General features: G+C 37.6%; 12 protein-coding genes. All 12 read left to right on the plus strand.

Going from position 1 to position 15,110, the window contains the following annotated elements; translation table 11 throughout:
• The first annotated feature begins 2 nt into the window (after positions 1-2).
• Complete coding sequence (locus LVD15_RS15490) at positions 3-1,307, plus strand: amidohydrolase family protein (protein WP_306416720.1); 1,305 nt, start codon at positions 3-5, stop codon at positions 1,305-1,307.
• Between the two features lie 236 nt (positions 1,308-1,543).
• Positions 1,544-2,125, plus strand: a complete 582-nt coding sequence (locus LVD15_RS15495; RefSeq protein ID WP_233776126.1) for an RNA polymerase sigma factor — start codon at positions 1,544-1,546, stop codon at positions 2,123-2,125.
• A gap of 165 nt (positions 2,126-2,290) precedes the next feature.
• The gene (locus LVD15_RS15500) at positions 2,291-2,617 is read left to right on the plus strand and encodes a hypothetical protein (protein ID WP_233776127.1); all 327 of its coding nucleotides are present in this window, start codon (positions 2,291-2,293) and stop codon (positions 2,615-2,617) included.
• A complete protein-coding gene (locus LVD15_RS15505; protein WP_233776128.1) occupies positions 2,614-3,324 on the plus strand; it encodes a FecR family protein in 711 nt (236 codons plus the stop codon). Before LVD15_RS15500 ends, LVD15_RS15505 begins: the two co-directional genes overlap by 4 nt.
• Before the next feature lie 113 nt (positions 3,325-3,437).
• Positions 3,438-5,255, plus strand: coding sequence for a SusC/RagA family TonB-linked outer membrane protein (locus tag LVD15_RS15510; protein WP_233776129.1), 1,818 nt, complete (start codon positions 3,438-3,440; stop codon positions 5,253-5,255).
• A 31-nt stretch (positions 5,256-5,286) separates the two neighbouring features.
• Entirely contained in the window at positions 5,287-5,715 is a 429-nt protein-coding gene (gene tnpA, locus LVD15_RS15515) for an IS200/IS605 family transposase (protein ID WP_233776130.1), read from the plus strand.
• Positions 5,716-5,819: 104 nt separating this feature from the next.
• Entirely contained in the window at positions 5,820-7,424 is a 1,605-nt protein-coding gene (locus LVD15_RS15520) for a TonB-dependent receptor domain-containing protein (protein WP_233776131.1), read from the plus strand.
• A gap of 11 nt (positions 7,425-7,435) precedes the next feature.
• A complete protein-coding gene (locus LVD15_RS15525; RefSeq protein ID WP_233776132.1) occupies positions 7,436-8,362 on the plus strand; it encodes a RagB/SusD family nutrient uptake outer membrane protein in 927 nt (308 codons plus the stop codon).
• A gap of 3 nt (positions 8,363-8,365) precedes the next feature.
• Complete coding sequence (locus LVD15_RS15530) at positions 8,366-8,788, plus strand: RagB/SusD family nutrient uptake outer membrane protein (protein ID WP_370687421.1); 423 nt, start codon at positions 8,366-8,368, stop codon at positions 8,786-8,788.
• Between the two features lie 175 nt (positions 8,789-8,963).
• A complete protein-coding gene (locus tag LVD15_RS15535; protein WP_233776134.1) occupies positions 8,964-9,896 on the plus strand; it encodes an ABC transporter ATP-binding protein in 933 nt (310 codons plus the stop codon).
• A gap of 25 nt (positions 9,897-9,921) precedes the next feature.
• A complete protein-coding gene (locus tag LVD15_RS15540; RefSeq protein WP_233776135.1) occupies positions 9,922-12,168 on the plus strand; it encodes a DUF4350 domain-containing protein in 2,247 nt (748 codons plus the stop codon).
• 9 nt (positions 12,169-12,177) lie between these two features.
• On the plus strand, positions 12,178-14,985 hold the full coding sequence (locus LVD15_RS15545; protein ID WP_233776136.1) for a M16 family metallopeptidase: 2,808 nt from the start codon (positions 12,178-12,180) through the stop codon (positions 14,983-14,985).
• The last annotated feature ends 125 nt before the right edge of the window (positions 14,986-15,110 follow it).

The raw sequence follows: 15,110 nt of genomic DNA on the forward strand, positions 1-15,110 counted from the left end.
GAATGAAGCAAATGAAAAATATAATACTAACATTAACAGGAGTATTTTGTGTGCTGCTTTCTTACGGACAGAATGCCAAGGCCACCAAAGGCACTTTTGCACTTACTAATGCTACCATAGTCACAGTTACCAGTGACACTATAAAAAATGGGACTTTAATTATTGCAGACGGTAAAATTGCGGATCTGGGCAAGGTGTCAGTACCTGCTGGAGCTAAAACCATAGATTGTAAAGGCCTTTTTGTGTTTCCTGGTATGATTGAATCTGGTGCCAGACTGGGTTTAGTAGAAGTGGGCTCAGATCCTCGTACACGAGATTATAATGAAGTGGGTGATGTAATACCTCAGATGCAGGCGCTTACGGCAGTTAATCCTAATTCTGTACTAATACCCGTTACCAGAGTAAGCGGTGTTACCACCTCTTTAGCGGTGCCTACCGGCGGGTTATTTTCAGGAACAGCAGCGCTTATTAATCTGCACGGTTATACCCCAGATCAGATGTATGCAGGTTTTGAAGGCGTGGTGCTTAACTTTCCTATAACCGGCAAGAGAGGCAGATGGGATAGAAGATCAGAGGAAGAGATAAAGAAAGACGCAGAAAAGGCCCTCGAAAAACTGAATGATGTGTGGGGAAAAGCAGAGGCTTACAGTAAAATTGATTCTGCTATAGTGGCAGGAAAAGCGGCCTCTAAATTAGATTATTACCCTGAAATGGAAACGTTGGCTCCTGTGGTACGTGGAGAAAAAACGTTGCTTATAGAAGTGAATGCAGCTAATGATATTAAGGCGGCCATTGAATGGGTGAAAGATAAGGACCTAAAAGTTGTATTTACTGGAGTTTCAGAAGGATGGAGACTGGCTGAAGAGCTGGCTGAAGCGGAAATTCCTGTGGTAACAGGTCCGGTATTAGATATTCCTAACAGAGGTTATGATAAATATGACCGCTCTTACTCTAATGCAGGCATTATGCACAAAGCCGGAGTAACGGTAGCCATAAGAACTAATGATGCTGAAAATGTAAGAAACTTACCTTATAACGCAGGCTTTGCGGCTACTTATGGTTTAGGAAAAGAGGAAGCACTGAAAGCCATTACTATTATTCCTGCTAAGCTGTTTGGAGTAGATGATCAGTTGGGATCTTTAGAAAAGGGTAAAAGTGCCACATTGTTTATCACTGATGGTGATCCTTTTGAGCCTAAAACTCAGGTGAAATATGTTTTCATAAACGGATGGAATATTCCTATGGAAAGCAGGCAAACCAAATTGTATGAAGAATTTTTAGACAGAAGTCCTGGTTTGAAAAAATAGAACTATAGTATTTTCAAATTTAAGCAGAGGTGTAAAAGCATCTCTGCTTTTTTGTTTTATAGGGGTATAATTAAAGATGAACGAATGATGGAGATAGCGTAACTGATTATATTTAAGTGAATTACAGAGGGCATTTGGCTTAAATTGGTCTTTGATGTATTTGTGCTTTTTGTGTAAAAATTCATATCATTGCTAGCTCAACGTTGGTTTTTTCCTTGGTCTATAAGTCACAAAGCATGCATAGTGGGGGTAAGTTGCTCGATTTGATATCGCAGGGTGATGAGAAGGCTTTCACTAGTCTCTTTCATCAATATCAGGGAAAAGTATTCAGCATAGCCAGGCACATCACTAAATCATCCGAAATAGCGGAGGAGGCTGTTCAGGAAATATTCATGAAAATTTGGGAAAGCAGAGCCAAGCTTTCTGGTGTGCAAAATATTGAAAGTTACCTCTTTATTACTACCCGAAATCATGTTTTTGATGTGCTTAAAAAGCAAGCTCGCCAACTTATAGAAGCAGATAAAATTCAAGATCCTACAGCCTTCGCCTTAAATAAAGGAGCCTTTGGACTCCTGGAGCAAGAGAATAATGAATTGTTGCAAGAAGCTATTTCACAATTACCCCCTCAGCAAAGAAATATTTTCATAATGGCTCGCCAGGAAGGTAAAAGTCAGGAAGAAATAGCAGAGATATTAAATATTTCTCCTTTAACGGTGAAGAAGCACATGTCTTATGCTCTGAAATCTATTAAAGAGCAGTTACAGAGGCACTTAAAGTTAATTGCTTGGTGGATTATTATTCTGCATTTCATCGCTTAGAAGCTCTTTAATACTGTCATTTCTGATTATCTCAGAATAAATTTTCACTTTTTTTCAAAAAGAACTACTGCCTAAACTTTTATACGCAGTCTTTATAATAAAGACGTTTGAATAGGACTATGAATATAGTCTTAGATACTACTGTTAAAAATTTAATATAACTGAATGACATCCTTTGAAAAACTTTTTGAACGCTACCTGAGTGGAGAAATAAACAGTCAGGATACACGCGAGCTCATGAAGATGATTAATGAAGGGGAGTATGACGACTGGATAAAGCATCGTATTGATAAAGTGATAAATGAAGAACCTTATCAATATCAGCAACTCAGTCAGGAGAAGGGAGACATCATACTGAAGAATATTCTTCAGAAAAATGAGCAAACCAAAGAAGTGGAATTTCGTCCGCAGCATACCCGCAATTATATAAAATATGGAGTAGCTATAGCTGCTTCTATATCATTGTTGGTGATAGCAGGACTTTTTTTTTGAAAAATTCAACTGAAGAACTATCGGTATCTTCAAATGAAGTAGCGGTAAATGAGGTAGAAACCCCTTTAGAGTTTTCCGGTAAGCAGAATATTAACCTGCCAGACGGTAGTACCATTTTGCTTAATGCTGATAGTAAGCTTCACTACATGGCTTCTCATTTTGGAGACTCACTTAGGGAAGTGTATTTAGAGGGCGAGGGATATTTTGATATTAAATCAGATAAAACCAGACCTTTTATAGTGCACACCGGTAGCGTAAATACTAAGGTGCTAGGTACGGCTTTTAATATTAAAGCATACCAGAATAGCACTTCGGTAGAAGTAACCGTAACCCGAGGTAAAGTGCAGGTGGGCGATCAGAAAAAAACTTATGGAGTAATTACTCCTAATCAACAAATCAAAGTCAATACAGAGACTAATGAATTTAAGCAACAGGAAGTCGCATCTGAAAAGGTGGTAGCCTGGAAGCAGATGTACATCATTATGGATGATATGAGCTTAAAAGATGCCGTGGCTCAGCTGTCAACACGGTATAAAAAGACCATAGTACTTAATAATGATGCACTGGGCAACTGCCACATTACCGGTACATTTCTGGAAGAGCAAACGCTTGATCATGTGCTGAATGTGCTTTGCAGTGTAGTGCAGGCTACATATACTTATGAGGAAGATGGATCTGTGCTTATTAAAGGAAAAGGATGTAAATAAATAAAAGGCTTATGTAAACAACCTTTATTAAAAAAAGAAGGTCACCTGGCTCCGACCCCAGATGACCGTGAGTTTTTAACAATATCTAGTAACTATTAAAAACATTCAAATTTATGAATTTACTTACAAAAAAAGCTGTAAGTGTAAGGGAAAAGCTATGCCTTTTCACTTTCGGCCTTTCTAAGTGGCATATAATTATGCGTATAGGTTTATTTCAATTATTCTTATTTGCTTGTGGATCGCAGCTTTTGGCCAGTAGTGCAGCTAACAGCCAAAACATGGAGACCATACAAGTACATGTAGATTTTCATGATGAAAACTTAAAAGGTGTTTTCAAAAACATTGAAAATCAGACAGGATTTCTATTTGCTTTTCAGCCAGATTTACTTCAAGGCCAGCAGCAGGTTAACCTTTCTGAGAAAGATATTTCTCTTAAAGAATTTTTAGATCTGCTTTTTGAAAAAACTTCTTTGGAATATAAACAGGTAGACAGGAATATAGTTATTTTCAAAAAAGAACTGCAGCCCCAAAAGCCGCTAGAACAAGAGGCCGAAGAGGAACCTCAACCAGATCCGGATGGTGTAATAGTAGAAGGCTACGTTTATGATGAGCATGGTGAGGCTCAGCCAGGAGTTTCTGTGGTGCTAGATGGTACTACTCGAGGCACCATTTCAAATGCAGACGGTAAATTCATGCTTTGGATACCCAAGGAGAGCAAAGGGATATTGAAGTTTTCATTTATAGGCTATAAGGTAGTAGAATATAAAGTAGGTGAAGAAACTAAGATAAGAATAGATTTGGAGCCAGATTTGGCAAGGCTCGATGAGGTAGTGGTTATAGGATATGGAACCACGACTAAAAGAAATACCACAGGATCAATAACCAAGGTTAGTGCAGAGGAGATTCAGAGTCAGCCTGTAACTAACGCGCTGCAGGCATTACAAGGAAGAACTCCCGGTGTATTTATTACTCAAAGCTCAGGGTATGCTGGCAGTGGAATGAACATTCAGATTAGAGGTACTAATTCTATTACTGATGCCGGTAATCCTATTCCTGGTAAAAATCAGCCCCTATACATTATAGATGGAGTGCCTTTTATCTCTTATGACCTTAAGCAGCAGAGTCAGACTGATAGAGTGATACGTGGTGCTCAGATGAATAGCAGCCCTTTAAATTTAATCAACCCTAATGATATTGAGAGTATTGATATCTTAAAAGATGCCGATGCTACGGCTATTTATGGATCTCGCGGAGCTAATGGAGTAGTGCTCATCACTACTAAAAGTGGTAAGGAAGGCAAAACCACCTTTAACATCAAGGCCAGAACCGGAGTTTCTCAAGTGGCTAATAAAGTAGATTTATTAGGTACAGATGCATATTTGGATATGCTGAGAACAGCTCATCAAAATGGAGGTACAGAACCAAATAATTTTAGCACCGGCATTGCTCTTACGGATTGGGATCCTGAGGCTTATACTGATTGGCAAGAAGAACTTTTAGGTGGAACAGCTCACTCTACTGATATTTCTGCCAGCATTTCGGGTGGTAACTCTTCAACTAACTTCTTTATTAGTGGTACTTATCATGATGAGAGCACCGTGTTGCCAGGAAATTTTGGATACGAGCGTTTTTCGACCAATTTTAAGGTGAATCACTCTACTTTAAATCAAAAACTTAAACTAGGTGCTTCAGTAATATTCTCTGCTGATGAGAATAAGCTGCCTTATTATGACATGGCCACTTATGCCTTTAATACACCTCCAAATAGGCCAATTTATGATGAAAATGGTGAGTATTACTGGTCACCTACTTATTTCTCAGACATAAACCCTCTGGCATCGCTTAATAGAAGGGTAGAAGATAGAGGCAATAACCTGATCACTAATTTTAATGTCACACTCTGGGAATGGGAGAAAATCCCTCGCCTTTAGGCGAAGACTTTAGTATTTGCGATATTTCCCTATGGAAAACTACAGAAAAGGGTCTCACACCTTGTTTGATTTGAAATATCATATAGTTTGGGTAACGAAATATCGCAAGCAAGTTTTGGTAGGAGCAGTGGCAGAGCGAAGTAGAGAGTTGATACGAGAGATTTGTAAATCGAATGAAGTAGAAATAGTAAAAGGTCATGTGTCACAGGACCATATACATTTGTTTGTATCCGTACCTCCCAAACTGTCAATAAGTAAGCTCATGCAATATATAAAAGGGAAAACCTCACATAAGTTACTATTTGAGTTTAAGCATTTACAGCGACAGTTTTGGGGTAAGCACATTTGGGCGCGAGGCTATTTTGCAGTAACAAGTGGGAATGTGACAGATGAAATAATAATGCAGTATATAGAGAATCAGGATATTGAAGATAAAGACGATAATTTTAAAATTAGCTAGTGACTTTAGCCGCCTTTAGGCGGAATCAAATCTACCGGCTTTTAGCCGGTTAGTTATTTAATTTTGAATATAATATTATTGAAGGTCTAATCTTCAAGACTAACGTGGGTTATGGAAGAGCAGAAGTACAGTCAGAGCAGTTTTTACCTTCTTCTGGTATGAATCATACTTATTATGAGTCTTCTGGCTTAAGTCTTAATAACTACAGGTCTTACACTAATTCTATTAATAATAGCAGGAATTTTTCTGTAGAGCCTCAGCTTACTTACACTAAGAGCTTGTGGAAAGGTCAATTAACAGCTCTTTTAGGAGGAGCTTGGCAGCAGCGTAAATCTGAAATGCCAATCTATGTTACCACTTCTGGATATAGTTCTGATAACATGATTGGTGTAGCAGGAACAGCTACCAATGTTACCGCTTTTAATGGATCTTCAGAATATAAATATGCCTCAGTATTTGCCCGCCTTAACTATAATATCATGGGTAGATATATTGTGAATGTTAACTTCAGAAGAGATGGATCTTCAAGGTTTGGATCTAACAACAAATTTGGAAACTTCGGATCAGTAGCTGGAGCCTGGATCTTTACTGAAGAAGATTTTATGCAGGGGCTTAGTGCTTTGAGCTTTGGTAAATTAAGAGTTAGTTATGGAGAGATAGGAAGTGATGCTATCGGAGATTATGGATATGCAGCTACTTATAGCTCTTCTACTTATGGTAATGGAAATACAGCACTTACTACCACCAGAATAGCGAATCCTAACTATCAGTGGCAGGTTAGAAGAAAGTTTGACGTAGCTATGGATTTGGGCTTTTTTAACGAAAGAGTGTCTATAAGCCCTGCTTATTATAGAAATGTTACTGATAATCAGCTTATCAATAGTGTGCTTAGTCCTCAGGCTGGTTTTACATCATTCCAGGCTAATTTACCAGCTACCGTTGTTAATCACGGTTTTGAAGTGATGTTGAACACTACTAATATCTTGAAAAAAGATTTTACCTGGGAAACCTCATTCAATATTTCAGTAAATAGAAATGAGCTGAAATCATTCCCTGATATAGAGAATTCTAGTTATTACAATACCTATGAAGTGGGTAGACCTTTGAGCGCTTATTACCTTCTTCATTACCTTGGAGTAGATGAAAATGTCATTTCTCAATTTGAAGATGTAAATGGTGATGAAATGATCTCTACTTACCTGGCTGCTTCAGGTGCTGGTGATAGAGTTTATAATGGTTCTACTGCTCCTAAATACTATGGTGGTTTACAAAATACTTTAAAATATAAAGGATTTAACCTTTCATTCTTATTCCAGTTTGTAAAGCAAGATGCGCTTAAGCTGATCTCAAGCACCAGTTCTTCTCCTGGTTATCCTTATGGTATTGTTAACTATCAAGAAGATGAATACAATGATTATTTAGCAGAGGGACATATAGTGTCTAGTAGTTATGATAATACATTTAATAACTACATTAACTCTGATAACATGCTTACAGATGCCTCATTTATTCGTCTGAAAAATGTTAACCTTTCCTATAATTTCAATGCAGGATTATTGAAAAAAATAGGTTTACAAAATGCAAGTGTATATGTGCAAGGACAAAACTTATTAACTTTCACTAAGTACAAAGGTTTCGATCCTGAAACCAGAGGGCTGGCCTTGCCTCCATTGCGTACAGTTACCATCGGAACTCAGTTAACATTCTAAAATTTACTATCATGAAATCTATATATACATTAAAAAAATATATTCTGATAGCTTTGGCACTGGTAGTGCTTTCTGGCTGTGAAGATATGATAGAAGTGGACTTGCCTAACAGTGAGTTAAGTGCAAATACAGTATATGTTTCTGATATCACTACAGAAGCAGCGGTAAATGGTATTTATCAAAGTCTGGTAAATAATACCAACTATAACCTTTTACATACTTTGCCAGGTCAAACTTCAGATGAGCTAATTATCAATTCTTTAGTGCCTAACGTTTACACTTCCAATCAAATATTAGATACAGATGGTAGTATAAGTGGCGTTTGGAATAATTTATATAATGCTATCTATAATGCCAATGCAGTAATTGAGGGAATAGAAGGAAGCAGTGCCTTAACCCCAAGTTTAGCAGCACAGTGGCAGGGAGAAGCTTATTTTCTTAGAGCATACGCACATTTTTATCTGGTTAATTTTGGGGGAGAAATACCTCTTATTCTTACTACAGATATAGATCAGACAGCATTTGCCGGAAAGTCTTCTGTAGAAGCTATTTATGGTCAGATTGTGAGTGATCTTGAGTTTGCCTTAGCTAATCTTCCAGAGGATTATTCTAATTATGACAATAATAGAATACGCGTAAACAGAGCTACAGCCCAGGCTTTTCTGGCTCGCGTACATTTATACCTGGAAAATTGGGATACAGCGGAACAATACGCTACAGCAGTTATAGAGCAGACAGATCTTTATGGGTTAGTGCAAGGTCTGTCTAGTGATAATAGTCCATTTATAGCAGATAGCAGAGAGGCTCTATGGCAGTTAGCATATTTTAATGTTACATATGCTTATGAAGGATCCACCTTATTCACTACTAGTGGAAACTATTTATTAAGAAATGGGAACAGTCTTTTTGAGGATGGTGATGCTAGAAAGGAGCAATAGACCATTGAAGTAACAGGAGGTGATGAAGACTTTTATCGTGCTCCTTACAAATATAAGGCTACATATGGTTCCACTTTGTCAGAAAGGTCTACTGTTTTCAGATTGGCCGAAGTATATCTTATAAGAGCTGAAGCCAGGGCGCAGCAAAGCAAAATTGATCTAGCACGTGATGATGTGAATGCTATTCGTAGTAGAGCTAATGTGGCTGATGTAACCACGGAAAACGTTGAAGAGCTGCTGGTATTCATAGCTTTGGAAAGAGAGCGTGAGCTTTTTGCAGAATTTGGCCATCGCTGGTTTGACCTTAAAAGAAGGGGTGAAGCAGATGCTGTATTAGGGGCTTTAGAAGACAAAGAGTGGACTACTTCCGATCAATGGTTCCCTATTCCTCAAAGTGCTGTGAAATCGAACCCTAACCTCAATTAATTTAAAGATTTAAAAAACTGCACACAGAACTTGTCTCAAAAGTAACTGTCAAGTCAGATTGAGGCTCTCGAAATCATCCTTATTTTAAATAAAGGCGCATTTCCAGCACCTTCATGTGGCATCATTAATCAGGTAATTGCTTTTGAGACAGGCTCGTGTGCTAATATTTTCATTTATGAAAGATACTATTGTTAAGGTAGAGCACTTATCACATAAGTATAGCAGAGACTGGGCCATTAGAGATATCAATTTTGAAATCAAAGACAATGGAATTTTAGGACTATTAGGTTCTAATGGTGCGGGTAAATCTACTACCATGAACATCCTCTGTGGTGTTTTAAATCAGACCGAAGGTAATGTATATATCAATGGAATTAACCTTAAGGAAGATCCTGTAGGAGCTAAGAAACTGATTGGCTTTTTGCCACAAACCCCGCCATTGCATTTAGACCTTACCGTAGATGAATACCTGATGCACTGTGCTGAACTTCGCCTAATCGAAAAAGATAAAGTGCGAGATGCCATGGAAAGTGCTAAGGAGCAATGCGGTATTTCACATTTTAGCAATCGCCTTATTAGAAACCTGTCAGGGGGCTACAAGCAGAGGGTAGGTATAGCTCAGGCCATTATTCATAAACCCAGGCTTGTAGTGCTTGATGAACCAACTAATGGTTTAGATCCTAATCAGATCCTGGAAGTTAGAAATTTGATTAAACGGGTAGCGGAAGATAAGGCCGTGATTTTTTCATCACACATTCTTTCTGAGGCGCAGGCTACCTGTCATGAAATTATAATGATAGAAAACGGAATTATGGTTTTTTCTGATACCATGGAAGCTTTTGATAATTATATAGAGCCTAATTCATTAGTGATGTCAATGGAAAACGCTCCTGCACCCGCAGTACTAGAGGCAGTACCAGAAGTAGAAGAGGTATATTACATAACCCCTAAAAAAGCAAGAATTAAATTTTCAGGATCTCCCGCTATAGCTCAGGAGCTGGTAAAGAAAAGTGTAACAGAAGGTTGGGAACTTAAAGAAATACAACTGGAAAAGAGCTCACTCGATGAGGTTTTTGCACAATTATCTAAAAAGGCAACCCGTAATTAATCTGCCTAAAATCATTGAATAATATATGAAGACAATAAAGAGAATAGCTAAAACAGAGCTAAACACCATGTTTTATTCTCCGGTGGCATGGGTAGTATTAGTAATATTTACGGTGCAGGCGAGCTGGCAGTTTTTTAACCAAGTGGAGCGCATGGAAAGGGCTCAAAGACTGGGAGATAGCCTGGGAAGATTAACGAGTTATATTTTTTCCGGTTATAGTGGTGTGTTTACCATTATGCAGGATAACCTGTATTTGTATGTGCCCCTTTTAACTATGGGCTTAATTAGTAGGGAGATAAATAGCGGCTCTATTAAATTGCTTTATTCTTCTCCTATAAAAATAAGAGATATTGTATTGGGCAAGTTTATGGCTATTGCCGGCTACTGCCTTTTGTTTATAGGTGTTTTATCATTACTAGCCATCGCATCATGGTTTTATATAGATAATCTGGATGTCACTTTTATTCTTTCGGGCCTTTTAGGGCTATACCTTTTAATTTGTACGTATTCAGCTATAGGCCTTTTTATGTCTAGCCTTACATCATATCAGGTAGTGGCTGCCATAAGTACATTAGTAGTGCTTGCTGCGCTGAATTTTGTGGGTTCTCTTTGGCAGGATATCAATTTTGTGAGAGATATTACTTATTTCCTTTCCATTGCAGGCCGTGCCGATGAAATGAAAGAAGGCCTTATAGTAAGTAAAGATGTATTATATTTTCTATTGGTAACCGCTCTTTTCGTAGGGCTGTGTATCCTTAAATTAAGTTTTGAAAGAGAAAGCAAAACAGTTGCTGGTAAATTTGGTAGGTATGCAGCTTTAGTAGTGTTAGTACTTGGACTTGGCTATGTCAGTTCGTTACCATTCCTTTCTTTTTATCATGATATGAGCTTTACTAAGTATCGAACATTAACTCAAAATAGTCAGAAGGTAGTGAAGCAAATCGATGGCCCTGTTAAGCTTACTACTTATGTTAATCTTTTAGATGCTAACTATCATTTTGGAGCTCCTTATAGTAGAAATTATGATAAAGAAGCCTTTGAGAAATACATAAGATTTTTGCCGCAATTAGAAATGGAGTATGTCTACTATTATGACTCTTCCAAAAATGAAGATTTATACAATAGAAATCCAAGATTAGGTAATGCTGAGTTGGCTAAAAAAATAGCGGAAACCATAAACATGGATATTGCAGATGTGCTTACTCCTGAAGAGATTAAGAGACAGATTAATCTGGAGCCAGAGGAAAATCGATTAGTGCGTTTCTTGTCCTATAACGGAAAGGAAACTCCGCTTCGGATGTATGATGATATGATACGTTTTCCGCAAGAAAAGGAAATTACAGCGGCTATTAAAAGGCTCGTGGTCTCACCTCCTCATATTGTCTTTACTACAGGCCATCAGGAAAGAAGCATAGAAAAAAGAGGCGATAGAAATTATAAAACAGGTTTTAATGAAATCACATTTCGCTATTCTCTGATTAATCAGGGCTTCGATGTCTCTTCTGTAGATTTAGATAATGAAGACATACCTGATAATACCGATATACTAGTTATAGCTGATCCTAAATTAAAGCTAAGTCAAAAAGAGATAGGCAAGGTGAAGAAATATTTAGCTGAAGGGAAGGATCTATTAGTATTTACTGAGCCGGGTAGCACGGAAGCGGTTAATCCGTTAGTCAATACTTTAGGTATTCGATTGAGCTCCCTTGCTTTGGTTCAAAAGAATGAGGAAACGGAACCTGAATTTTTAAAAGGATTGCTTACAGAAGCGGCCATGAAAATAGGGCAGCTTACCGCCAAACCAGAGGTGAGTATTTCAGGTGGAGTAGGCATAAATGTCGATAGTGTTTCAAGCTACACAGTAACGCCTTTCATTAAAACGCCTAATAAACCTACCTGGTTTGCAGAGACAGGACTTACCGTATTATCTGATAGCATTACTAATAAGCCTTCTATGAAGTCGGTTACGGTGTTGGTAGCCTTGCAAAAGGAGGAAGGGCAAAAGATAATAGTAGGAGGAGACGCTGACCTGCTAAGCAATTCGGAACTGCGTAGGTCAGAGATGGGTAATTTCCAATTTATGACTAACCTGTTTAGTTGGCTTACTAATGATGAGTTCCCTATTGATACCACGAGACCTCCTTTCCCTGATGATACTCTTTTGTTAGATGCGGATCAGGTGTTTATTAATAAGATTGCTTTTGTAGGGCTTTTGCCGCTTCTGATCATAGTTTCGGCTGCGGTAATGTTGATAAGAAGAAATAGAAAATAAATATAGACTATGTTATTAAAGAAGAAATGGATAGTGGCGTTGGTGGCCGTGATGTATGCACATTGCACCTATTCACAGTTTACTACTCCCATTCCGCTCAATGATGAAGTGGTACATGGAAAGTTAGATAATGGACTGGAATACTATGTGCTGCACAATGAAGAACCCAAAGGAAGAGCAAGTTTTTATTTTGCCCAGAATGTAGGAGCCATATTGGAAGAGGATAGCCAAAATGGCCTGGCTCACTTCCTGGAGCACATGGCTTTTAATGGAACCCAAAATTTTGATGGCAAAGGCATTATTAAAATGCTGGAGAAGAATGGTGTTTCTTTTGGTAAGGAAATTAATGCTTATACAGCCACAGATCAAACTATATATAATATTAGTAAGGTGCCTGTTAATAGTAACGAGTGGCTGCTGGATTCTTGCCTGTGGGTATTGCATGATTGGTCAGGTTATTTATCATTAAAACCAGAAGAGATAGATGCTGAAAGAGGCGTGGTAAGTGAAGAATGGAGAACAAGACGTACCAGTGACGTAAGACTTAAAAATCAAACTGATCAGGTTTTATACAAAGGCTCTAAGTATGCTAAAAGAGATGTTATTGGTGATATGGACATCATTAACCACTTTGAGTATGATAAGCTTAGAGATTATTACCACAAATGGTATAGGCCTGATTTGCAAGCTGTAATAGTGGTGGGAGATGTAGATGCTAAAGCAGTAGAACAGAAAATAAAGGATATCTTTTCTTCTATTCCTATGCCTGAAAACCCAGCAAAAAGAGAGTATTATGAAATCCCTGAAAATGAAGAATTGTTATTCGGAACGGCTAAAGATGAGGAGGCTAAATACACCAGAATAACATTAAGGTACAAAAAAGAGGAGCCTTTACAGTATGATACAGCCACTACCAGATCTAATGTGCTTATGTCTGTTTATACTAATATTTTATCAAACAGGTATAAAGAAAAAACACTTGACCCTAACAGTAAAAGTTTGGCTATTTACGCTTACACATCACCTATATCCAGACTTACTTCTTCTTTTAATATTCAGGCAATTCCTAAAAAGGATAGTCTGATGGCTTCTTTTGCAGAAGGCTATACAGAAATTGAACGTTTGGTGAGATATGGTGTCACTCGTGGTGAATTGGAGAGAAGCAAAAAACAATTTGTATCTAGCTATGATAATTACCTTAAGAATAAAGACAAAGTAGATAATGACTCTTGGGCTGATCAATTGACTGATTATTTCTTGAAAGCAAAACCATTTTTAGCTCCTCAAGATGATTATAATCTTATAGTGGGTATTCTAAATGATCTTACATTAAAAGAATTAAATGACTTTGCAAAAAGTGTAATTACCAAGGAAAACAGAGTGCTTTTAGTTACAGGTCCTGAAAAAGGTAATGAGACTTTCCCTACTAAAGATGAATTTATTAAGGTGATGGAGTCAGTAGAAAATATGAACCTGGAGCCTTATAAGGAAGATGATAATGATACTGACATGGTAGAAGCAGACCTACAGCCTGTAGCTATTGCTAATACTTTTGATTTACCAGGAATAGAAAAGGCTAAAGGGTATGAGTTAAAAAATGGAGCAAGAGTAGTTTTATTGCCTACAGAATATGCGCCTGATGAAATTGTTTTCACATCGTTTAGTAAAGGAGGAAAATCATTAATTGCTACTGAGCAGTTGCCCTCAGCTGACATAGCTACATTACTGGCCAGATCTTCAGGCATAGCAGGTTTTACCTCTATAGAGCTGAAGAAAAAGCTAACAGGTAAAGTAGCCTCTATGGCTCCATATATCGGAGACTATTCAGAAGGATTTAGCGGAAGCTCTAATCAGGAAGATTTTGAGACCATGCTTCAGTTGCTTTATTTATACTTTGAATCTCCACGATTCGACCCGGATATTTATGAATTGCTAAAAACACAGTATCAGAATCAGTTAGATAATGTGGAAAAAGACAATGGCAAGGTAATGAAAGATAGTATTAGTCTGGCTACTACTAATCATAATCCGCGTACTATTCTTTTTAATCAGCAATTTTTAGATGCATTAGATTTTGATCAGGCTCAAAAGGTATATCAGGATCGTATAAAAAATGCCTCTGATTTCACTTTTGTTTTTGTAGGAAATATTCCTGCAAATGGTCTTGAGCTTATTCAGAAATACATCGGTAATGTAAATGGAGAAGGTCCTACGGAAAAAGCGGTGGATCATAATGAAAGACCTGCTGATGGTAAAACAATAGTACATTTTGAAAGAGAAATGGAAACTCCTAAAACAAGTGTATACCTGCGCTTAATCGGAGATATAAAGTATAACCGAAAAAATGCATCGGCCATGTACATTATTGGCCAATTGCTTAGTAAGAGGTTTTTAGAAACTATTAGAGAAGAAGAAGGCGGAAGCTATGGTGTAGGTGTGCAAGGCTATGCTCAGACTTTACCCAATCCTTATTTCAACCTCGTTTTAAGTTTCGATTGTAATCCTGATAAAGAGGAAAGGTTAATGGAGATTGTGTATGAAGAGATTGAAAAACTTGCCAGCGCAAAACCTATTGAAGATGATCTGATCAATATTAAAAAGGCTATGATAAAAGGTCATGATGAGGATATGGATAAGAACTCTTTCTGGAAAGACCAGTTGACTAATTTATTGTTTAGTGATTTGTCTTATGTTGATCGTGATGAATACGCCGAAACCATTAATTCTATAGATGGAAAAGCTATTCAAAAATTAGCAAAATATATTTTAAAGAAAGCTGATAGCGTAGAGGTAATTATGACGCCTGCGGGCAAATAATAGTTGCTGTTCTTCTTGCCTGCCTGAGTTTTATTATTTCTCAGTTAGTTGTTTGTAAAGGGAGGTAAGTACTGGAATAAAAGCTCCTTTTGCTATAGTTAACTATCCGGTGGCCTTGTGCCATC

The sequence above is a fragment of the Fulvivirga maritima genome, from assembly GCF_021389955.1.
GTDB lineage: Bacteria > Bacteroidota > Bacteroidia > Cytophagales > Cyclobacteriaceae > Fulvivirga > Fulvivirga maritima.